Here is a 21605-nt window from a genome sequence, read left to right as displayed (position 1 = left end):
GAGGACCCCTCAGATGGCAGTGATGCGTAACTCCCGCAGAGACTCAAGGCGAAGACTCGCCGCGCTCAGCGCAGCGGCCACCGCGACCCTCGTCGCGGGCCTCGTCTCCGCACTCCCCGCCGCGGCCGCCGCCCCCGAGGGCCGCATCCAGTACGCCGGCGCGGCAAATGCCGTCGCCGACAGCTACATCGTGACGCTCAGGGCGGACCACGCCCGCTCCGGCTCCCAGGCGGGACGTGCCCTCGTCCAGAAGTACGGCGCCGGCATCGAGCGGACGTACAAGAAGGCCCTGAACGGCTACGCGATCGAGGCCTCCGCGGCCGAGGCGAAGCGGCTCGCCGCCGACCCGGCGGTCGCCTCCGTCGTGCAGAACCGCACGTTCCACATCGACGCGACCCAGACCAACCCGCCCTCCTGGGGCCTGGACCGCATCGACCAGAAGAACCTGCCGCTGAACAGCTCGTACACCTACCCGGACTCGGCCGGGCAGGGTGTGACCGCGTACGTCATCGACACCGGCGTCCGCATCACCCACAGCGACTTCGGCGGCCGTGCCTCCTACGGCTACGACGCCATCGACAACGACAACACCGCCCAGGACGGCCACGGCCACGGCACGCACGTCGCGGGCACGGTCGCGGGCAACGCCTACGGCGTCGCCAAGAAGGCCAAGGTCGTCGGCGTCCGTGTGCTGAACAACTCCGGCTCCGGTACGACCGCGCAGGTCGTCGCCGGCATCGACTGGGTCGCCCAGAACGCGGTCAAGCCGGCCGTCGCCAACATGTCCCTCGGCGGCGGCGCCGACACCGCTCTCGACACGGCCGTACGCAACGCCATCGCCTCCGGCGTCACCTTCGCCGTGGCGGCCGGCAACGAGTCGACCGATGCCTCCACCAAGTCGCCCGCACGGGTGACGGAGGCGATCACGGTCGGCGCGACGACCTCGACCGACGCCAAGGCGAGCTACTCCAACTACGGCTCGGTCCTCGACCTGTTCGCGCCGGGTTCGTCCATCACCTCGGCCTGGAACTCCGGCGACTCGGCGACCAACACCATCTCCGGTACGTCCATGGCGAGCCCGCACGTCGCCGGCGCGGCCGCTCTGTACCTCGCCGACCACCCCACCTCCACCCCGGCGCAGGTCTCCTCGGCCCTGACGTCCGCCGCCACGACAGGCGTCGTCACCAGCCCGGGCACCGGCTCGCCCAACAGGCTCCTCAACGTCGGTGGCGGTACGACCACCCCGCCCGGCCCGCGCTTCGAGAACACCGGTGACTACGCCATCGCCGACAACGCGACGGTCGAGTCCCCGGTGACCGTCTCCGGCGTCTCCGGCAACGCGCCGTCGGCCCTGGCCGTCGAGGTCCACATCGTCCACACGTACATCGGCGACCTCCAGGTCCAGCTCATCGCCCCGGACGGCACGGCGTACACGCTGAAGTCGTACGGCACCGGCGGCAGTTCGGACAACATCGACACCACGTACTCGGTGAACGCCTCCTCGGAGGCCGCCAACGGCACGTGGAAGCTCCGCGTCAGCGACAACGCGAATCTCGACACCGGGCGGATCGACGCCTGGGCGCTGCAGTTCTGAGCGGGTAGTGCCGCGCATGGCCGTCTGTTGTCCGCGGCTGCGTCGTGGTTTGTCGCGCAGTTCCCCGCGCCCCTGAAAGGGGGTGGCCGAACCGGCGATCAGTAGTGCTCCTCGTCCTCGCGGTAGGGCTCCGGGTCCGTCACCCAGCCCGCCGCGAGGACGAGGCGTGTGTGGCGGTGCAGGGCGAGGAAGCCGAAGGGGCGGTCGAAGGTGGCCCTGATGCTCGTGGTCACCCAGCGGAGCCGGGGTACGCCGCCCGGCGCGAAGCCGATCGCCGTCACCGCGGCCGCGCGGAAGCCCACTTCCCCGAACTGCGCCGTCGTGGACTGCTGGGCCGACCCGACGGCCAGCGGGAAGCCGCTGATGCCGGGGAAGTGGCCGCGGCCGACGTCACTCGCCGTGGTGAGGCCGAAGACGCGGTGCAGTGCGAGCAGGTCGTGGTGCGCACGCAGGTCGAACGCCGCCGTGGTCACGTCCAGGGTGGGTGGCAGGGGCCGTTCACTGCGCTTCTTCACCACCCGCAGGCCCGGTCCCACCTCCCCGTAGGGAAGCTGCGGCCCCGACACCACAGGAAGCCTGCGCGCCAGGATGTCCACCCCGGTCCCCAGCACCTGCCCCCGCGTCATCCCCTCCTCGCCCAGCAGCAGATGGACGTCGATCGCGTTGTCGCCCAGCACGCGCAGCTCGGTGACGTGCCCCTCGGGCGTGTCCACCACCCCGACCCGGTCCAACAGTGCGCTCTGCCGGTGCAGGCCGACCAGCACCCGGTGGTTCCACGGCCCGGTCTCCGGCGTCATCCGATAGCCCCAAAAGCGCCGGAGCCAGTTCGTCCGCATCGCCAGCGCACTCGCCAGCACCATCTCGGTGTCCTTCTCCACTCGGACGGGCATCTCCTCGATCAGCCCACCCGTCCGCTTCGCCGCCCAGGCGTCCAACGCCCCCTTGTCGGCCGCCGGATCCCCCGTCAGCACGCCGTGTGCCGCCGCGGGCAGACCCGCCTCCCACCGCTCCCGCAGCTCCAGCGTCCGCTTGGTCCACAGGCCGAGCGCCGATTCCAGCCCGCGCATCGCACCCATCGCACCCAGCAACTCCCGCGCCGCGCCCGCCGCTTCGTGGGCCGGCAGCCCGACCGCGTCCGCCAGCTCGGCCCTGGCCGGACCGTCCGCCCCGTCCGCCAGGAAGGCGAGCAGTGGCCACACGCCCGCCGCCGAGAAGACCGTGCCGCCGCCCGCGGCGGGGTCCGACGCCTGCGCCCATCGGGCGGTCAGCCCGTTCACCGCCCGGATCGCCGCTTTCGTCACCAGCATGACAATCCCCCTCGTCAACCGCTTACCATTCGCCCAGTCGTACGCCCGTTCCCGCCCCGGCACCGCCGCCCGAACCAGGAGCACGGTACTCGTGTCCATACCTCCGCCTCCCGGACCTGACCAGCCACAAGGGTCCCCGGAGCAGGCCCAAGGGCCGTCCGTGCAGGGGCAGTACGCACCGCCGTCGCCGTATCCGTACGGCGCACCCGGTGCTCCGGGCCCGTACGGCTACCACCCCCACGGCGCCTACGGTCCCTACGGCCGCCCCGTCCCCGTCAACGGATTCGCCATCGGCGCCCTAGTCCTCGGCATCCTCTGCTTCGTGCCGGCCGTGGGCCTGGTGCTGGGGCTGATCGCGCTGGCGCAGATCAAGAAGAAGGGTGAACGCGGCAAGGGCATGGCGATCGCCGGTTCCATCCTGTCCACCGTCGGGCTGGTGCTGTGGGCACTGGCGCTGTCCACGGGCGGCGCCTCCGAGTTCTGGGACGGCTTCAGGGATGCCGCGAACGGCGAGGGCACCGCCTACTCGCTCGCCAAGGGCGACTGCTTCGACTCGCCGACGGGCAACCTGGAGGGAGAGGCGTACGACATCGACGCGGTGTCCTGCTCCGCCCCGCACGACGGCGAGGTCTTCGCGGTCGTCTCCCTGCCGGGCGGTGAGTTCCCCGGCGACGACGAGGTCAGCCGTACCGCCGACGACAAGTGCTACGCCCTGCGGGACGGTTACGCCATGGATAGCTGGGCCGTGCCGGACGACGTGGACGTGTACTACTTCATCCCGTCCCGGCAGAGCTGGCGCTTCGGCGACCGCGAGATCACCTGCCTGTTCGGCAGCACCGAGAAGAACGGCAAGCTGACCGGCTCGCTGCGCAGCGACCCGACGACCCTCGACGTGGACCAGACCATCTTCCTCTCCGTGGCCAACGCCGTCGACGCGGCGCTGTACGAGGAGCCCGAGGAGTATCCCGAGGAGGACCTGGCGGCCAACCGGGCCTGGGCCAAGGAGATCCACGCCGTCCTCGGCGAGCAGATCGAGGGGCTGCGCGGGCACACCTGGCAGCCGGACGCCGAGCGGCCGGTCGCCGACCTGATCGACGAGATGGAGGCCGCCCGCAAGGAGTGGGCGAAGGCAGCCGCAGCGAAGGACGCGGACACGTACTACGCCCACTACGACAACGGGTACGAATACGTCGACGGCCCCACGACCGTCACCGCCCGCAAGGCTCTGGGCCTGGACACCACCGCGCCGACGTACGAGGACGACTCCGCCGGAGGCGGCGGGAGCAGCGGTGCCGGCGGTCTCGATGTGTGAACCGAGGTGTGAGCGCGGCTATAGCGGGGAGAAAGTGCCTGCGTAAAGCCCTCCGGGGGCACAAGTCATCACATCGAGTGATTCTCTGGCCTTTGCTTGCGTGAGACAACTCATGGTTGCCAGGCTGTTGCTGTCTGTACAACCTGATGGGAGCGGCCAGTGACTTTCGGTGAGCAGCCGGCGTACCTGCGCGTCGCGGGTGATCTCCGCAAGAAGATCGTCGACGGTTCGCTGCCACCGCATACCCGCCTCCCGTCCCAGGCCAGGATCCGCGAGGAGTACGGCGTCTCGGACACCGTCGCGCTGGAGGCCCGCAAGGTGCTGATGGCCGAGGGTCTGGTCGAGGGCCGCTCCGGCTCCGGGACCTATGTGCGCGAGCGTGCCGTGCCCCGCAGCGTCGCCCGCTCCGGCTTCCGTCCGCCGAGCGGTGCCACGCCGTTCCGTCAGGAGCAGGCCGACGGCGAGGCGCGCGGCACCTGGGAGTCCAGGAGCGAGCAGGCCGAGGCCAGTGTCGCCGTCGCCGAGCGGCTCGGCATCCGGCCCGGCGACCGCGTGATGTGCACGCGCTATCTCTTCCGGGACGCCGGCGAGGCGATGATGCTGTCCACCTCCTGGGAGCCCCTGGCTGTCACCGGCCGCACCCCCGTGATGCTGCCCGAGGAGGGCCCGCTCGGCGGCATGGGCGTCGTCGAGCGCATGGCGGCCATCGACGTCGTCGTGGACAACGTCACCGAGGAGGTGGGCGCGCGCCCCGGCCTCGCGGAGGAACTGCTGACGCTGGGTGGCGTCCCGGGCCACGTCGTCCTCGTCATCCAGCGCACCTACTACGCCTCGGGCCGTCCGGTGGAGACGGCGGACGTGGTCATTCCCGCTGACCGCTACCGGGTCTCGTACCACCTTCCGGTGAAGTGACGCGCCCGTTGGTGAGGTAGCGCACACCTTCACGGCAGTTGCCGCCGGCAGAGCCTCAACTCCCGCCCCTTCCGCAGTCGTTGGAATCTGGCCGTTCTCGCAGGTCGACACGGGCGCGCGTGGCATGCCTGTGACCGGAAGCATCGAGGTCTGCGCACGGCGCGTTCGGCGCCGTGCGCCCCCTGCGACTTGGCTGGTTGCGTACCTCTTTGTGAAAAGGCGTATTCGCTGCGTAAAGGTTAGGCGTAGGCTCGGGCATATGCGGATTGCGGTTTCCTTAGCGGGCGGGGCACGGCACACGCCGCGAGCAGCACTCGGGCGGCGGGGGGCGGGAGCGAGCGGCCGGTCGAGGGCGGGAAGGGGCGGTGGGACGCGATGAACGACAGCACGATCACTCTTCCCTGGCTCGTCGTCCGGCAGGACGACAACGGCAATCGCTATCGCGTGGGCCGGTACGCGACCCGGGCCGAGGCCCAGAAGATCGCGGACAGCCTCGACAGCCGGGGCCACAAGCAGCTCTACTGGGTCGAGCGGATCGCGCAGAACGGCGACAGCGGGGACAACTGACCCCCCCTGGGCTCCCGTAGGCTCCGGCGCATGACGGAACGGATCGTGGTCGGCGCCGCCCTGCTGGACGGAGAGCGCCTTCTCGCCGCGCGCCGCAGTGCGCCCGAGGAGCTCGCCGGGCGCTGGGAGTTGCCCGGAGGCAAGGTCGAGCCCGGCGAGACGCCCGAGGCGGCGCTCGTGCGCGAGCTGCGGGAGGAACTCGGCGTGGACGCCGAGGTGATCGAGCGCGTACCGGGGGCATGGCCCCTGAAATCCCCCTACGTCCTGCACGTGTGGACGGCCCGGCTCCTGCCCGGAACGGGTGAACCCAAGACCCTCGAGGACCACGACGAGCTGCGCTGGCTGGGTCCCGGAGAACTCTGGGACGTGGACTGGCTGGACCAGGACGTGCCGGCCGTGCGTGAGGTGGCGGCACGGCTTCGGGCCTGAGGAACTTCCCGGATTTCCTGACGTGTCCTGCACGTTTCGCGCGGTACCGCCCCATGAATATCGGGTATGTGGTCATTAACCCTGCGAAACCGGACATGGGTGAACCCATTGGCCTGGGAAGTGATCGGCGTGATCGACACCGAAGGCGACTGCGCCGAGTGGAGCTTTCCCGCGGAGGCGGGTGCCGTGCGGGCGGCACGCACCGCCGTCCGGGACAGGCTGCGCGCCTGGGGGCTGGACAGCCTCGCCGATATCGCGGCGCTGCTGGTCAGCGAACTGGTGACCAACTCCCTGCGGCATGCCACGGGCCCCATCGGTGTACGGCTGGTCCGCCCCGGCTGCCTCGGTGACGTCCTCCTGGTCGAGGTCTCCGACCCCCTTCCGGACCCGCCTCGCGAACGCGTCGCCCACCTGGAGGACGAGAGTGGCCGCGGGCTCCAGCTCGTGGCGCACTCCTCGCGCCGCTGGGGCACCAGACCCGGCCGGAACACGGGCAAGACGGTGTGGTTCGAGCTCGTGGTGCCGGAGTGACCCCGTGCGTTCCGTGCGGCGCTCCCGGTCCCTGTACAACCCGTCAGTAGACGTCCATGGCGGTGTACGCCGCCCTTCGCCCTGTCGAACGAATGGTTCAGGCCAGTGGCAGTTGTAGAACCGCGTGATTCGACTGCGTGTCCGCTGGTTAGAAGTCTGGAAGTGTTTCTGCGGCCGGGACCGAAAACCATCGGGACCGTGCTGTGATCGTGAACACCGTGTTGTGCGGGGCCGTAGTGCTGGATACTGCGGGCAGCCGCCGCCGGTGACCGGTGCCGGGCGCGGTGAGCTGGAGGGGACGGTTCGCGTGAGCGAGATACCAGCGAAGGCCACGGAGTCCGAGGACCCGTCGGACGGCGCGAGGACGAGGGCCGCGGGGGAGCGGTCCGGCGACACACGGGCCTCGCAAGCCTCTCAGGACACACGGGCCCCCGGGGACACACAGAACTCCGGCGATGTATCGAACTCCCGTGGAGCGCAAGCCTCCAGCGATTCCGGCGCCTACGCGGCCACCGACTCCGACCCGGTGTTCCCGTTGGACGAGCCCCGGCCCGGAGACCCCGTCTGGCAGAGCAGTCCGCCCGGCTCGATCTACGACTACATCAAGGTCGCGTCGTTCTCCATCGGCCCCGACGGCCTGGTCGACCAGTGGAGTCTGCGCGCCGAGCAGATCTTCGGCATCCCCGCCGAGCGCGCCGTCGGCATGGACCCCATCGAGGCGTTCGTCGACCCGGACCTGCACGAGCAGGGCCAGCGCAAGATGGCGGAGATCCTGGACGGGCGCGAGTGGACCGGCGTGGTCCCCTTCCGGATGCCCGACGACGCCGACGGCCGCCCCGGTGAGGACGGCCTCGCCGAGGTGTACGTCATGCCGACGCGGACCGAGGGCGGCGAGAAGGCCGCCGTGTGCATCGTCGTGGACGTGCGCACCCTGCGCCGGATGGAGACCGACCTCGCCGCCTCGCAGGCGATTTTCGGTCAATCTCCCTTCGGGTTCCTGCTGATCGACCCCGATCTGCGGGTGCGCCGCGCGAACCAGCGGTTCGCCTCGCTGTTCGGCGGCACCCCCGACGAACACCGCGGCCGGGGCGTCCACGACTACCTGTCGCGGCCCGAGGCCGAGCGCATCTCGGCCACCTTGCGCCGCGTCCTGGAGAGCGGCGACTCCATCACGGACATGCACGTCACCGGCTTCGTGCCCGGCTCCGACGAGCGTCGCCACTGGTCCATCAACCTCTACCGGGTGCACAGTGGCAGCGGCCGACCCATCGGTATCGCGTGGCTCGGAATCGACATCACCGCCCGCCGTGCCGCCGCCCGTGAGGCCGCCGCCGCCCGGCGCAATCTCGCCCTGCTGAACGAGGCCGGCGCCCGCATAGGCAACTCCCTCGACCTGGAGACCACGGCCCGCGAACTCCTCGACGTCGTCGTCCCCGGCTTCTGCGACCTCGCCACCGTCGACCTCTACCAGGGGCTGCTGGCCGGCGACGAGACCCCGCCCGGCCTCGCCGACGGCAGCGCGGAGCTGCGCCGGGTGGCCTTCGCCAGTGCGGTCTCCGACGCGCCCTTCGTCGGCGGCGGCGTCCCCGTCGCGGTCGGCGCCGTCCACCACTACCCCTTCAACTCGCCCTGCGCGGACGCCCTGCGCACCGCCCGGCCGCAGTACGTGCCCGGCGAGGAGGGCGGGCTCGTGCAGTCCACGCTCGCCGTGCCGATGGTCGCCCACGACACGGTCGTAGGGCTGGCGCAGTTCGCTCGGACGAAGGGCAGCGAGCCGTTCGGCGACCGGGACCGGGATCTGGCGGTCGAGCTCGCCGCGCGTGCCGCGGTCTGCATCGACAACGCCCGGCTGTACCGGCGTGAGCACGAGCGGGCGCTGATACTGCAGCGGTCGCTGCTCCCGCCCGGGGACCCGGTCGCCTCGGGCCTGGACATCGCGTGCCGTTATCTGCCCGGCAACTCCTCGTCGGACCGGCCCAGCGAGGTGGGCGGCGACTGGTTCGACGTCATCGAACTGCCCGGCCACCGAACCGCGTTGGTCGTGGGTGACGTCATGGGGCGCGGGCTGCGCGCGGCCGTCGCGATGGGCGAACTGCGTTCCGCCGTCCGCACGCTGGCCCTGCTGGACCTCGAACCGGCCGAGGTCCTCTCCGCGCTGGACGAGATCGCACGCGGCCTCGGCGCACCCGGCGGTGTCCAGCAGGCCACCCGTGCGGCCCGCCGGCCCCGCGAGGCGGACCTGTCGGAGGTGTACCTCGCGACCTGTGTGTACGCGGTCTACGACTCCGTCACGCGCCGCTGCACCTTCGCCAACGCCGGCCATCTGCCGCCGGTCCTCGTCGAGCCCGGCGAGGCGGCACTGATGCTCGACGTGCCGCCGGGGATGCCGCTCGGGGTCGGCGGGGAGCCGTTCGAGGAGGTCGAGGTCGAACTGCCGGAGGGTGCTCTGCTGGCGCTCTACACGGATGGACTCGTGGAGTCCCGCGACCACCCCCTGGACGAGGGCCTGCAAGCCTTCGTGGGCGCGCTGACCGACCCGACCCGCCCCCTGGAGGACGTCTGCGACCACGTCCTCAACACCCTCGACTCCCACCACGGCGAGGACGACATCGCGCTGCTGATGGCACGTGTACAGGGCCTGCCCGCCGAGTCGGTCGGCGACTGGACCCTGCCGCGCGAGCCGCGCAGTGTGGGCCGGGCCCGCGAGTACGCCCGGGGCCAACTGCTGTCCTGGGACCTCGAACCCCTGGTCGACACCACGGAACTCCTCGTCAGCGAACTGGTCACCAACGCCCTGCGCTACGGCGAGGGCGAGATCAGACTGCGCCTGCTCCTGGACCGCACCCTGGTCTGCGAGGTCTGGGACTCCGGCCTGGTCCAGCCCCGTCGCCGCCGCGCCCGCGACACGGACGAGGGCGGCCGGGGCCTCCAACTGGTCGGCCTCCTCAGCGCGGCCTGGGGCTCCCGCCGCACCCCACGCGGCAAGACGGTCTGGTTCGAACTCCCCCTGCCGGACGGCGAGAACGGCCTCATGGATCCGGCGGAGGCGTTGCTGAGCCTGTTCTGAGGCGCCGGGCCTCGTACATCCGGTCCGGTGGGCCGGGGGTGGGCTTTCGGGCGTCAGTCGATCCGGGCCGGGCGGCGGGCCCGGGTGCGGGGGCCGCCGAAGCTGGGGGGTGTACCGCCGTCGGGCTCGGCGGGCAGCAGGATGCCGCCCAGGACCGCTCCGGTGAGGCCGCTGATGTCGTGGCCGGGGCCGTCGACGGGGTGGCCGTGCAGGCGGATGTCCTGTTCGGCCAGCTCGCGGGCCTGCTGGGCCAGGGTGTCGGCCGCGACCAGGTCGGCGAGTTCCGCACGCGGCCCCCGCCCGGCCGGCGCCGGTACCGGGACGAGGAGCAGTCGCCGTGCCTCGGCCAGTCGGGTACGTGCCTCGCCGCCCACCGCCGCCCGATGCGTCGCGACGACGTCGTCAGCGCCGCCGACCGCAGTGCGTGCGCACACCACCGCGGCCGCCGGGATCACCCCGGCACGCCCCGCCGCGACGGGCGCGACGCCCCGCACGATCCGCCGCAGCAGGTCGAGCGGGTCGTACGGCCGACCGGAGGCCAGCTCCTCGCGTACGCCGGCCAGGGTGGCGTCGGCGTGGGCGACCCGGGAGCGCAGCTCGCCGGGCGGGATGTCCGCGTACGGGGCACCCATCGAGGCCGGCACCGGCTCGCGCGCCCCCGCGATCTCCGCCTCACCGCCGGTCAGCGCGGCCGGAACCATCGCCGCCGCCGTCGAGAGCGCCCCGGCCAGCCGTTCGACGCCGTCGATGAAGGCGGCCGCCTGGGCGATGGCACCCTCGGCGGCACGCAGCCGGCCCCCGGCGCGCTCGTTGTCGCCCAAGTCGGCCGACTGGCGTGCGTGGTTGAGCTGTGTGGTGGCGAACACCAGCCGATCCTTGGCCTGCTCGACATGGCCCGCGACGGCGGCGCTCGCGGAGGGGGCGTACAGCTCGCCGAGCTCACCCAGCACGGTGCCCGCACCTCCGGTCCGCCAGGTCAGCTCACGGAACCGGCCCTCGGCGACGACCAGGGCATGCCCCAGCCCGCCGCCCAGCCCCTCCTCCAGCCCCCGCGACTGATCGAACGCGGCCGCCTGCCCGTCCAGCAGCCGCCCCACTTCCTCGCACCGCCCGACGATTCCCGCCAGCGTGTGCCGACGGGCCGCGGCCTCCTCCGGCACCCCGCCCTCGTACTGCCACCGCATCCGGAACGCGACCGCCAACTCGCCCACCGCGTCCCGCAGAACCCGCGTGAAGGGCTCCACATGCTCGACGTCCCCCGCCCCGAACCGTCCCGCGACGAACCCCAGCTCCTCCTCGCTGACCCGCACCGAGTCGTCGGCCTCGACCAGCGCGGCCCACGCCCGCTCGTCGAGTTCGCCGGCGGGCGGCTCCGTGGCCTGGACCGACGCGCCTCCGGGAGTCGTACGATCCCGCGCGCGCCGCCTGCGCCGTATGAACCCGAACCCCGCGAGGATCCCCGCCGCGACCACCGCCACCACGGGCATCACGAAGTCGGCGGCAGAGGTGTCCTCGTCCTGCGCGTTCCGCGCGCCCTCCCGGTGCTCCATCGCACCGGCGACGGGTCGATCCGTGCCGCCCGCAACCGCGCCCCCACCGCTGATCGTCATGCCGGGCAACACCAGCCACACCACCCCGACCAGTCCGCCCACCACGGCGTGTGCCACCCGCACCGATATGTGCGAGCGCTCACGCCGCGGCCGGCCCCGGATCAAGGTTGACGTCACATTTCGGAGCGTATGAGCAGCAATGCCCCCGCGCGACCGGGATGCGTCAAGGGTGGTGTGGAGGGACACATGGCGACGGATGAGGGGACCCGGCGATGGACCGACAAGGAAACGACCACCCACCCACCGAAAGCCGGGCAAGCGACGACCGCCCCGTAAACGACGACGGCCCTACAAGCACCGACGGCCCCACAAGCACCGACCGCCGCGCCCGTCGCCGTCGCCGCCTGCGCCGCACCGCCCTCAGCCTCGCCCTGATCCTCGTCCTCCCCGTCCTCGGCGTCGCGCTCGCCCTGCGTCTCAACTACACCGGCCACCCGGCGGAAGGCACCCACACCAGAAACCGGGACGCCGTCTGGCTCGGCCACGCCTGGGTCGACGGCCGTAAGAAGGACGCCGACGTCGAGGCCCTGGCACGCCGCCTGCGAGGCACCGGCATCCGCGACCTCTACGTCCACGCCGGCCCCCTCGAACACGACGGCACGCTCCCCGCCTCGGCGTACCCCAGAGCCCGCTGGCTCATAGAGGCCGTACACCGGGAGATCCCCGCCGTGCGGGTCCAGGCCTGGCTCGGCGACAAACTGGCGACCGAGGACGACGACGGCCTGCGCCTGAGCCGCCCGGCGACCCGCGAGGCCATCGCCGACTCCACCCGCCGGATCCTCGCCGCCGGCTTCGACGGCGCCCACTTCGACCTCGAACCCCTCCACTCCGGGGACCGGGACTACCTCACCCTCCTCGACGCCCTCCACAAGCTCACCCGCGCTCAGGGAGCCCCGCTCTCCGTCGCCGCCCACCAGATCGACCCGCTCCCGGCACTCCACTCCGTCGCCGGCGCGCTCACCGGCCACCCCAAGTGGTGGTCGCAGGAGTTCTTCGGCGAGGTGGCCCGCCGCGTCGACCAGATCGCCGTGATGTCGTACGACACGGCCATGCCCCTGGAGAGCCTGTACGGCGGCTATGTCGCCCAGCAGACCTCACTGGCCCTGGAGGTCACCCCGCCCGGCACGGATCTCCTGATGGGCCTGCCGTTCTTCCACGACAGCACGAGCGGCCACCGGGCGGCGGCGGAGACCGTCCCCGCCGCCGTCCGCGGCGTCCGTCTGGGCCTGTCCCGCACCGACGCCGACCGCGTCGACTTCGGCGTCGCCCTCTACGTCGACTTCGCGGCGACAGAGGGCGACTGGACGGCGTACGAAGAGGGCTGGGTCCGCTGACACCAGGCACTCACTCCGCCGATGAGCGCCTCCTGATCTTCGAGCCCAGCCACACCAGCGGGTCGTACTTGCGGTCCACGGCCCGTTCCTTCAGGGGGATCAGGGCGTTGTCGGTGATCTTGATGCCCTCGGGGCAGACCTCCGTGCAGCACTTGGTGATGTTGCAGTAGCCGAGGCCGTGTTCGTCCTGGGCGGTCTTCTTGCGGTCCAGGCCGCTCTCGCCGGCCGCGTCCAGCGGGTGCATGTCCAGTTCGGCGACCCGCATCAGGAAGCGCGGGCCCGCGAACGCCGGCTTGTTCTCCTCGTGGTCGCGCACCACATGGCAGGTGTCCTGGCACAGGAAGCACTCGATGCACTTGCGGAACTCCTGCGAGCGGTCCACGTCCTCCTGCATCATCCGGTACTCGCCGGGGGCCACGCCTTCCGGCGGCACGAAGGCCGGGACCTCCCGCGCCTTCTCGTAGTTGAAGCCGACGTTCGTGACCAGGTCCCGTACGACGGGGAAGGCGCGCAGCGGGGTGACGGTGATCGTCTCCTCGCGGGTGAACACCGACATCCGTGTCATGCACAGCAGCCGCGGCCGCCCGTTGATCTCGGCGGAACACGAACCGCACTTGCCCGCCTTGCAGTTCCAGCGGACGGCGAGATCGGGCGCCTGGGTGGCCTGGAGGCGGTGGATGATGTCGAGGACCACCTCGCCGTCGTTCACCTCGACCTTGAAGTCCTCCAGGTCACCGCCCTGCACATCGCCCCGCCACACCTTGAAGCGGGCCTCGTAGCTGCTCACTGGTAGAGCTCCTCTTCGGCGAGGTACTTGACCAGCTCCTCTTTGTCGAAGAGAGCCAGTAGGTCGGCGCGGACGGGGTCGGTGGTCTCCCGTACGAGATTGATCTGGCCGCGCTCGGGGTCGGTGGCCGCGAGGCCGCCCGTCGGGTCGGCCAGGTGGCACAGCAGGTTGATGTTGCGCCACCTGTGGTCCATCGTCGGATGGTCCTCGCGGGTGTGGCCGCCGCGCGACTCCGTGCGCTCCAGCGCCGCCCGCGCCACGCATTCGCTGACCAGCAGCATGTTGCGCAGGTCGAGCGCGAGGTGCCAGCCCGGGTTGAACTGCCGGTGGCCCTCGACCCCGGCCCTGCGGGCCCGTACGCGCAGGTCGGCGAGCTTCTCCAGCGCCTGCTCCATCTCGCCCTCGCGACGGATGATGCCGACGAGGTCGTTCATGGCCTGCTGGAGTTCCTGGTGCAGGGTGTACGGGTTCTCCGGCGGGCGCCCGTCGTCCTCGCCCCCGGCCGGGCCCTCCGCGGAGAACGGGCGCAGCGCCTCGGCGGCCGCCGTGTCGATCTCCAGGTCGCTGACCTCGGGGCGTTCGAAGGCGCGTGCCGCCGCGTGCTCGGCGGCGTGCCAGCCCGCCCGGCGGCCGAAGACCAGCAGGTCGGACAGGGAGTTCCCGCCGAGCCGGTTCGAGCCGTGCATGCCGCCGGCCACCTCGCCGGCCGCGAACAGCCCCGGCACCCCGCGTGCCGCCGCCGTGTCGGACTCGACCGCGACGCCGCCCATGACGTAGTGGCAGGTCGGTCCGACCTCCATCGCCTCGGCCGTGATGTCCACGTCCGCCAGTTCCTTGAACTGGTGGTACATGGAGGGCAGCCGACGACGGATGACGTCCGCCGGCATCCGGGTGGACACGTCCAGGAAGACCCCGCCGTGCGGCGAGCCGCGGCCCGCCTTCACCTCGGCGTTGATGGCCCGCGCGACCTCGTCACGGGGGAGCAGCTCGGGAGGCCGGCGGTTGTTGTCCGGGTCCTCGTACCAGCGGTCGCCCTCCTCCTCCGACTGGGCGTACTTCTCCTTGAAGACGTCGGGGATGTAGTCGAACATGAACCGCTTGCCCTCGGAGTTGCGCAGCACCCCTCCGTCGCCACGCACCGACTCCGTGACAAGGATCCCCTTCACCGACGGCGGCCAGACCATGCCCGTCGGGTGGAACTGCACGAACTCCATGTTCAGCAGGGGCGCCCCGGCGAGCAGTGCCAGCGCGTGGCCGTCGCCCGTGTACTCCCAGGAGTTCGACGTCACCTTGAAGGACTTGCCGATCCCGCCCGTCGCGATGACCACGGACGGGGCTTCGAGGACGAAGAAGCGGCCCGTCTCGCGGTCGTAGGCGAAGACCCCGGAGACCCGGCTGCCGTCCTTGAGGACCCGGGTGACCGTGCACTCCTGGTAGACCTTCAGCCGGGACTCGTAGTCCCCGGTCTCCTTCTTGTCCTCCTGCTGCAACGCCACGATCTTCTGTTGCAGCGTGCGGATCAGCTCCAGGCCGGTGCGGTCACCGACGTGTGCCAGGCGCGGGTACTCGTGCCCGCCGAAGTTGCGCTGCGAGATCCGGCCGTCCTTCGTACGGTCGAAGAGCGCGCCCCACGTCTCCAGCTCCCAGACCCGGTCCGGCGCCTCCTGCGCGTGCAGTTCGGCCATCCGCCACTGGTTGAGGAACTTGCCGCCGCGCATGGTGTCGCGGAAGTGGACCTGCCAGTTGTCGTGCTCGTTGGCGTTTGCCATGGCCGCCGCGATGCCGCCCTCGGCCATCACGGTGTGCGCCTTGCCGAACAGCGACTTGCAGATCACGGCCGTACGGGCGCCTCGCTCCCGTGCCTCGATCGCCGCCCGGAGGCCCGCGCCCCCCGCGCCGATCACGACGACGTCCCACTCCTGCCGTTCGACCACGGACATCTGTTCAGTCCCCACTCACGATTAGAAGAAGCGCGGATCGTCGAAGACCCCGGACGCGACGAGATAGACGTAGAAGTCGGCGAGCGCCACGCTCACCAGCGACGCCCACGCCAACTGCATGTGGCGGGCGTTGAGCTTCCCGATCCACTGCCACATGCGGTAGCGCACGGGGTGTTTGGAGAAGTGCTTGAGCTTGCCGCCGACGATGTGCCGGCAGGAGTGACAGGAGAGGGTGTACGCCCAGATCAGCGCGATGTTGGCGAGGAAGACGAGGGTGCCGAGGCCCATGTGGCCCCACTCGTAGTTCTCGTCGCGGAAGGCGAGCACCGTGTCGTACGTCAGGATCCCGGCGACCAGGAGCGCGGCGTAGAAGAAGTACCGGTGGATGTTCTGCAGGATCAGCGGGAAGCGGGTCTCACCGGAGTACTTCTTGTGCGGCTCCGCCACCGCGCAGGCCGGGGGCGACATCCAGAAGCCGCGGTAGTAGGCCTTGCGGTAGTAGTAGCAGGTCAGGCGGAAACCGAGCGGGAAGATCAGGATGATGATCGCGGGGGAGATGCCCCACCAGCTCCCGAAGAGGTCCCAGTTCGGCCCGGCGTGCATGGGCTCGCAGTTCTCCGCCAGACAGGGCGAGTAGAACGGGGAGACGTACGGCGCCGCGTAGTAGTCCGCGTTGGCGAAGGCCCGCCAGGTCGAGTACACGATGAACGCCAGCAGACCGGCCGCGGTGGCGGCCGGGGCCAGCCACCAGCGGTCGGTCCGCAGGTGCGGGGCGGTGATCGCGGCGCGTGTACCGGTTCGTACGCCGCCGCTGTTCAGATGGGGTTCCGTACCAGTGGCCAATGCATGACTCCGGTCGGGTCAGGGGGAGGGATCAAGGGGCGCGGCGGTCCCGGGCGCCGAGACCCTCGTCATCCGTGTCGATCCACAGAGAGTCGTCGTACGGCGTGTCGGGGATGGAGACGAGCTCCGGCCTGCGCTGCGCGACGGGGGACGCGGCTGATTCCCGCAGCAGCGCCACGCTCTCGCGCAGGTGGTCGGCGTCGGTGCGCACACGGCGCATCTCCAGCCCGCCGGTGCCCAACTGCTGTTCGAGGCGGCCCACGGACCGGGCCAGGTCGTCGAGGCAGCGCTGGACAGTTGTCAGGTCGTCTTGCACGGACATGACGTGACCTCACTTCCGTGGGCCCTTCGGCCCTGGGTGGCAACGTTCATGCGCCTGCGAGTGTCGCGCGTCACACCTGTCGCTGTGAAGGCATGTGCAGCGATTGGCGGATTGCACGCCTCCGACGCGCGCTCGCACGCGCTCTTTGTACGCCGGGGGAGCCAAGGAGCGCGAGGGGGCCTTACTCCGGACGGGTGGGCTTGCCCGCCCCCGCCGCCGTGTCGTCTCCGCCCGGCGAACCCTTTCCTCTTCAGTGGGGGGCCATAGATCTGATCAACTCCAAAATACCGCCAAATGTGATCAGAACGCACTAATTGTCACCGGCGGGAGCTGCTCCACGGAGGTACCAGAGATGTCCCACGACGGCATCGCCACCCGCTCGGTCATGCGCTCGGTCGCCTTCCTCGGTGCGAGCGCGCTCGCGGTGTCCGTGCTCGCCGGGTGCAGCGACCCCGACCCGGCCGGGAAGCCGCTCGCCGGTCAGGACATCGCCCCGGCCGCCCGGGCCCAGATCGCCGACGGCGGCACGCTGCGCTGGGCCGTGGACGCCGTGCCGGAGACGCTGAACACCTTCCAGTCGGACGCCGACGCCACCACCACCCGGATCGCGCAGGCCACGCTGCCGTCGATGTTCCGGTTCGACGGCAACGGGCGCCCGGAGCGCAACGCTGCCTACCTGGAGTCGGCCAAGGTCGTCGAGACCGAGCCCAAGCAGGTCGTCCTGTACAAGCTGAACCAGCAGGCCGTCTGGAGCGACGGCCGGGAGATCGGCGCCGCCGACTTCGCCGCCCAGTGGCGGGCCCTGTCCGGCAAGGACAGCGCGTACTGGACCGCCCGCAACGCCGGCTACGACCGCATCGAGAAGATCCAGCGCGGCGACAACGACCTGGAGGTGCGGGTCACCTTCGGGCAGCCCTACGCGGACTGGCGGTCGCTGTTCTCGCCGCTGTACCCGAAGGAGGTCATGGGCACGCCGGACTCGTTCAACGACGGGGCGCGGCGCAAGCTCAAGGTCAGCGCCGGGCCGTTCACCGTGAAGAAGATCGACCGCAAGGGCGACGAGATCCGCCTCACCCGCAATCCGCGCTGGTGGGGCGAGCGGGCGAAGCTGAACGAGATCGTGCTGCGGGCCGTGCCCCGCGACGAGCGGGCGGCCCAGCTCGCCGCCGGGGAACTGGACCTGGCCGAGGTCGACCCGGCCGCGGCCAGGCGCATCGCGCTCGCCGCCCCGCCGCGCCCGCAGTCACCGTCGGCCGGCGGGTCCGCGACCCCGCTGATGGGCCCGGACCGGCGCACGCTGACCCTCGCGCAGAAGCGCGACAAGGCGAGGTTCCGGGGCTTCGAGGTGCGCAAGTCGCTGGAGCCGGCGTACACCCAGCTCGCCCTCAACGGCGGCGACGGTCCGCTCGCCGACGAGCGGGTGCGGCGCGGGGTGGCCCGCGCGCTCGACCGCGAGGAGCTGGCGAAGCTGGTCCTCTCCCCGCTCGGCCTGCCCGCCGAGCCGGTCGGCAGCCATCTCGCGCTGTCCGGCCAGGCCGCCTACGCCGACAACAGCGGGGCGATCGGCGGCCAGGACACGGCCGAGGCCCAGGCCCTGCTCGCGGACGCGGGCTGGGTGCAGGGCGGGCCGATCAAGGAGAAGAAGGCGGAGAAGGCGGCCGGGAGCGAGGCGGAGAAGCCCAAGAAGGGCCCCGAAAAGGACTCGGCCAATGAATCCGAAGAGAAGGCCGAGAAGAAGGCCGACAAGAAGTCCGAGAAGAAGTCCGAGGAGAAGTCCGACAAGAAGGACTCGGGCAAGGACTCCGAGGGCGGGGACGACGGGACGTACGTCGTCGGGGAGGACAACAAGGCGGACGGCGACGAGGGCCGCAAGGGCGGGCACGGCGAGCACCTCGCCCAGGACGGCAAGCAGTACGGCAGCAAGCAGCTCCAGCAGGGCGCGGTGCCCGGCGCCTACGCCCCACGGGGCACCGCGGCCCCCGCAGGCGCGGCGGTGCGGCCGCTGGCGAAGGACGGCAAGGCGCTGACCTTGCGGTTCGTGGTCCCGGCAGGGGAGGGCTCGCAGTCGCTGCGCACGGTGGCGGACCGGATCTCGATCATGCTGGAGCGGGTCGGCATCCGTACCGTGATCAGCAAGGTCTCGGACGAGAGCTACTTCAAGGACCACATCGCCTCCGGCCAGTACGACCTGGCCCTCTACTCCTGGCCGACGTCCGCCTACCCCGCGACCGACGCCCGCCCGATCTACGCCAAGCCGGTCCCGGCCGCCGACGGCTCCCTGAACGTCGAGCAGAACTACACCCGGGTCGGCACCGACCAGGTCGACCAGCTCTTCGACCAGGCCATCGCCACGCTGGACGAGTCCGAGTCCCGCTCGCTGATCCGCAAGGCCGACTCCCGCATCTGGGCGGCGGCCGGCTCGATCCCCCTCTACCAGCGCCCCCAGCTCACCGCGGCCAGGACGAACATCGCCAACGCCGGTGCCTTCGGCTTCGGGACACCGGTGTACGAGGACATGGGCTTCCTGAAGAAGGGGACGAATCCGGGGCCTGCGGCTTCGTAGCCGGGCGGCGGTGCGCGGGGGCTTGGGCTGGCCCAGGGAGCCCTTGCCGCGGAGGGCACGTACCATGGGGTGAGGCCGTGGCATGTACAGCCCGGCAGGGTCCGCGTAACACAGACGTACGCGCCGGCCCCTTCCTCACACTCCGGGAGTACGCCGCAATATGGCCACGCGCCACGACATCCGCAATGTCGCCATCGTCGCCCACGTCGACCACGGCAAGACGACCCTCGTCGACGCCATGCTGAAGCAGGCCGGTGCCTTCGCGGCGCACGCCGCCGAGTCCCTCGACGACCGCATGATGGACTCGAACGACCTGGAGCGTGAGAAGGGCATCACGATCCTGGCCAAGAACACGGCCGTGAAGTACCACCCCAAGGATGGCGGCGACGTCATCACCATCAACATCATCGACACCCCGGGCCACGCCGACTTCGGTGGCGAGGTCGAGCGCGGTCTGTCGATGGTGGACGCGGTCGTCCTGCTGGTCGACGCCTCCGAGGGCCCGCTGCCGCAGACCCGCTTCGTGCTGCGCAAGGCGCTCCAGGCCCGCCTGCCCGTCATCCTGTGCATCAACAAGACGGACCGCCCCGACTCGCGCATCGACGAGGTCGTGAACGAGGCGTACGACCTCTTCCTCGACCTCGACGCCGACGAGGACCAGATCGAGTTCCCGATCGTCTACGCGTGCGCGCGCGACGGCGTGGCCTCGCTGACCAAGCCCGAGGACGGCACGGTCCCGCAGGACAGCGACAGCCTGGAGCCGTTCTTCTCCACGATCCTGTCCCACGTCCCGGCTCCGGAGTACGACGAGGAGGCGCCGCTCCAGGCGCACGTCACCAACCTGGACGCCGACAACTTCCTCGGCCGCATCGCGCTGCTCCGCGTCGAGCAGGGCGAGCTGCGCAAGGGCCAGACCGTCACGTGGATCAAGCGCGACGGCTCCATGTCCAACGTGCGCATCACCGAGCTGCTGATGACCGAGGCGCTCACCCGCAAGCCCGCCGAGATGGCCGGCCCGGGTGACATCTGTGCCGTCGCCGGTATCTCGGACATCATGATCGGCGAGACCCTCGCCGACACCGAGAACCCGATCCCGCTGCCGCTGATCACGGTCGACGAGCCGGCGATCTCGATGACCATCGGTACCAACACCTCGCCGCTGGTCGGCCGTGGCGGCACCGGCAAGGGCGCCGACAACAAGGCCGCGGTCAAGGACCGCAAGGTGACCGCCCGCCAGGTCAAGGACCGCCTGGACCGCGAGCTGATCGGTAACGTCTCCCTCCGCGTGCTCGACACCGAGCGTCCGGACGCCTGGGAGGTCCAGGGCCGTGGTGAGCTGGCGCTCGCCATCCTGGTCGAGCAGATGCGCCGCGAGGGCTTCGAGCTGACGATCGGCAAGCCGCAGGTTGTCACCAAGGACGTCGACGGCAAGGTCTACGAGCCGGTCGAGCGCATGACGATCGACGTGCCCGAGGAGCACATGGGCGCGGTCACGCAGCTCATGGGTGTCCGCAAGGGCCGGATGGACAACATGTCGAACCACGGCTCCGGCTGGGTGCGCATGGAGTTCGTCGTGCCGTCCCGCGGCCTCATCGGCTTCAGGACCGAGTTCCTGACGCAGACCCGCGGCACGGGCATCGGGCACTCCATCCACGAGGGCCACGAGCCCTGGTTCGGTGCGCTCCAGACCCGCAACAACGGCTCGCTGGTCGCCGACCGCGCCGGTGCCGTCACCGCGTTCGCGATGACGAACCTCCAGGAGCGCGGCGTGCTGTTCACGGACCCGGGCACCGAGGTGTACGAGGGCATGATCGTCGGTGAGAACTCGCGCTCCGACGACATGGACGTGAACATCACCAAGGAGAAGAAGCTCACGAACATGCGGTCGTCCTCGGCCGACTCGTTCGAGGCGATCGTGCCGCCGCGCAAGCTCTCCCTGGAGCAGTCCCTGGAGTTCTGCCGCGACGACGAGTGCGTCGAGGTGACCCCGGAGGCCGTCCGTATCCGCAAGGTGAACCTGGACGCCCGCGAGCGCGCCCGCGCCGCGAGCCGCGCCAAGCACGGCTGATTCTCGGACACCTGAGCCCGGGCTCCCCCACCTAGGGGGAGCCCGGGCTTTTTTGCAAGCCGTTTTTTGGTGGCCGAGACTCGCCCCCATGTCCGAAATGCGGAGTTCCTCGCACGATACCCATGTAACACGTCCGTTTCGCGCCCTTCTCCCCGCAAACAGTTTGTCCGGATTTTGGAAGATCTAGGCGTGAGCTGTGACTGAATTGAGATTTAAAGACGGTGGTCGGTAGTTGGCTCATGCCAGATAGTTAGCCGCAGCGCTCGGGTCAATGGGTCTCGCACTGTGGGGACAGTGCCGACTCACGAGCACAGGCGGTTGCCTGATCCTTCGTCAGGGGTGTCGGAGGGTGGGGCAAGTACCTCCTACGCGCGTCCGGCTGCGGACTTCCGTACGCCTCGCTTTGGCATACCCATACC

16 protein-coding genes are annotated in these 21605 nt (G+C 70.7%); 10 read left to right on the top strand and 6 right to left on the bottom strand.

From position 1 onward, the window contains the following. The first annotated feature begins 13 nt into the window (after positions 1-13). Positions 14-1594 (top strand): S8 family peptidase, encoded by a 1581-nt coding sequence (locus ACZ69Q_RS22700; RefSeq protein ID WP_471044634.1) that lies wholly within the window; start codon positions 14-16, stop codon positions 1592-1594. Between the two features lie 98 nt (positions 1595-1692). On the opposite strand, the gene ACZ69Q_RS22695 is transcribed toward ACZ69Q_RS22700, so the two are convergent. Next, complete coding sequence (locus ACZ69Q_RS22695) at positions 1693-2901, bottom strand: serpin family protein (RefSeq protein WP_471044631.1); 1209 nt, start codon at positions 2899-2901, stop codon at positions 1693-1695. A gap of 91 nt (positions 2902-2992) precedes the next feature. Between ACZ69Q_RS22695 and ACZ69Q_RS22690 the strand changes: the two genes are divergently transcribed. The 6 genes from ACZ69Q_RS22690 to ACZ69Q_RS22665 all read left to right on the top strand — a co-directional run bounded on the left by ACZ69Q_RS22690 (position 2993) and on the right by ACZ69Q_RS22665 (position 9719). After that, positions 2993-4213, top strand: coding sequence for a DUF4190 domain-containing protein (locus ACZ69Q_RS22690; protein ID WP_471044629.1), 1221 nt, complete (start codon positions 2993-2995; stop codon positions 4211-4213). Positions 4214-4372: 159 nt separating this feature from the next. After that, positions 4373-5125 carry a GntR family transcriptional regulator gene (locus ACZ69Q_RS22685; protein ID WP_471044627.1) on the top strand — a complete coding sequence of 251 codons (753 nt, stop codon included), beginning with the start codon at positions 4373-4375 and terminating at the stop codon, positions 5123-5125. Between the two features lie 375 nt (positions 5126-5500). After that, a complete protein-coding gene (locus ACZ69Q_RS22680) occupies positions 5501-5692 on the top strand; it encodes an SPOR domain-containing protein (protein WP_404097743.1) in 192 nt (63 codons plus the stop codon). A gap of 30 nt (positions 5693-5722) precedes the next feature. After that, a complete protein-coding gene (locus ACZ69Q_RS22675) occupies positions 5723-6121 on the top strand; it encodes a (deoxy)nucleoside triphosphate pyrophosphohydrolase (protein WP_471044624.1) in 399 nt (132 codons plus the stop codon). Between the two features lie 99 nt (positions 6122-6220). After that, complete coding sequence (locus ACZ69Q_RS22670) at positions 6221-6652, top strand: ATP-binding protein (RefSeq protein WP_471044621.1); 432 nt, start codon at positions 6221-6223, stop codon at positions 6650-6652. 307 nt (positions 6653-6959) lie between these two features. Beyond that, a complete protein-coding gene (locus tag ACZ69Q_RS22665) occupies positions 6960-9719 on the top strand; it encodes a SpoIIE family protein phosphatase (RefSeq protein WP_471044619.1) in 2760 nt (919 codons plus the stop codon). 53 nt (positions 9720-9772) lie between these two features. On the opposite strand, the gene ACZ69Q_RS22660 is transcribed toward ACZ69Q_RS22665, so the two are convergent. Continuing rightward, positions 9773-11446 (bottom strand): hypothetical protein, encoded by a 1674-nt coding sequence (locus ACZ69Q_RS22660; protein WP_471044616.1) that lies wholly within the window; start codon positions 11444-11446, stop codon positions 9773-9775. A gap of 95 nt (positions 11447-11541) precedes the next feature. On the opposite strand from ACZ69Q_RS22660, the gene ACZ69Q_RS22655 reads away from it, so the two are divergent. Continuing rightward, entirely contained in the window at positions 11542-12663 is a 1122-nt protein-coding gene (locus tag ACZ69Q_RS22655) for a glycoside hydrolase family 18 protein (RefSeq protein ID WP_471044614.1), read from the top strand. A gap of 10 nt (positions 12664-12673) precedes the next feature. Here ACZ69Q_RS22655 and ACZ69Q_RS22650 read toward each other — a convergent pair whose 3' ends face one another. The 4 genes from ACZ69Q_RS22650 to ACZ69Q_RS22635 are packed head-to-tail and all read right to left on the bottom strand — an operon-like array spanning position 12674 to position 16555. Then, positions 12674-13450, bottom strand: a complete 777-nt coding sequence (locus ACZ69Q_RS22650) for a succinate dehydrogenase/fumarate reductase iron-sulfur subunit (RefSeq protein ID WP_471044612.1) — start codon at positions 13448-13450, stop codon at positions 12674-12676. Continuing rightward, positions 13447-15390, bottom strand: coding sequence for a fumarate reductase/succinate dehydrogenase flavoprotein subunit (locus tag ACZ69Q_RS22645; protein WP_471044610.1), 1944 nt, complete (start codon positions 15388-15390; stop codon positions 13447-13449). The genes ACZ69Q_RS22650 and ACZ69Q_RS22645 overlap by 4 nt, the downstream gene beginning before the upstream one ends. A gap of 21 nt (positions 15391-15411) precedes the next feature. Next, positions 15412-16233, bottom strand: a complete 822-nt coding sequence (locus tag ACZ69Q_RS22640; RefSeq protein ID WP_471044607.1) for a hypothetical protein — start codon at positions 16231-16233, stop codon at positions 15412-15414. Positions 16234-16264: 31 nt separating this feature from the next. Beyond that, entirely contained in the window at positions 16265-16555 is a 291-nt protein-coding gene (locus ACZ69Q_RS22635) for a hypothetical protein (RefSeq protein WP_471044605.1), read from the bottom strand. A gap of 352 nt (positions 16556-16907) precedes the next feature. On the opposite strand from ACZ69Q_RS22635, the gene ACZ69Q_RS22630 reads away from it, so the two are divergent. Both ACZ69Q_RS22630 and typA read left to right on the top strand, forming a co-directional pair. Further along, entirely contained in the window at positions 16908-19118 is a 2211-nt protein-coding gene (locus ACZ69Q_RS22630) for an ABC transporter family substrate-binding protein (protein ID WP_471044603.1), read from the top strand. A 160-nt stretch (positions 19119-19278) separates the two neighbouring features. Next, positions 19279-21186 (top strand): translational GTPase TypA, encoded by a 1908-nt coding sequence (gene typA, locus ACZ69Q_RS22625; RefSeq protein WP_471044601.1) that lies wholly within the window; start codon positions 19279-19281, stop codon positions 21184-21186. Positions 21187-21605 lie beyond the last annotated feature (419 nt).

This window comes from Streptomyces sp. NPDC036764 (assembly GCF_055609385.1).
Note: the sequence above shows the minus strand (reverse complement) of the source record. Positions and strands in the feature narration are given on the sequence as shown.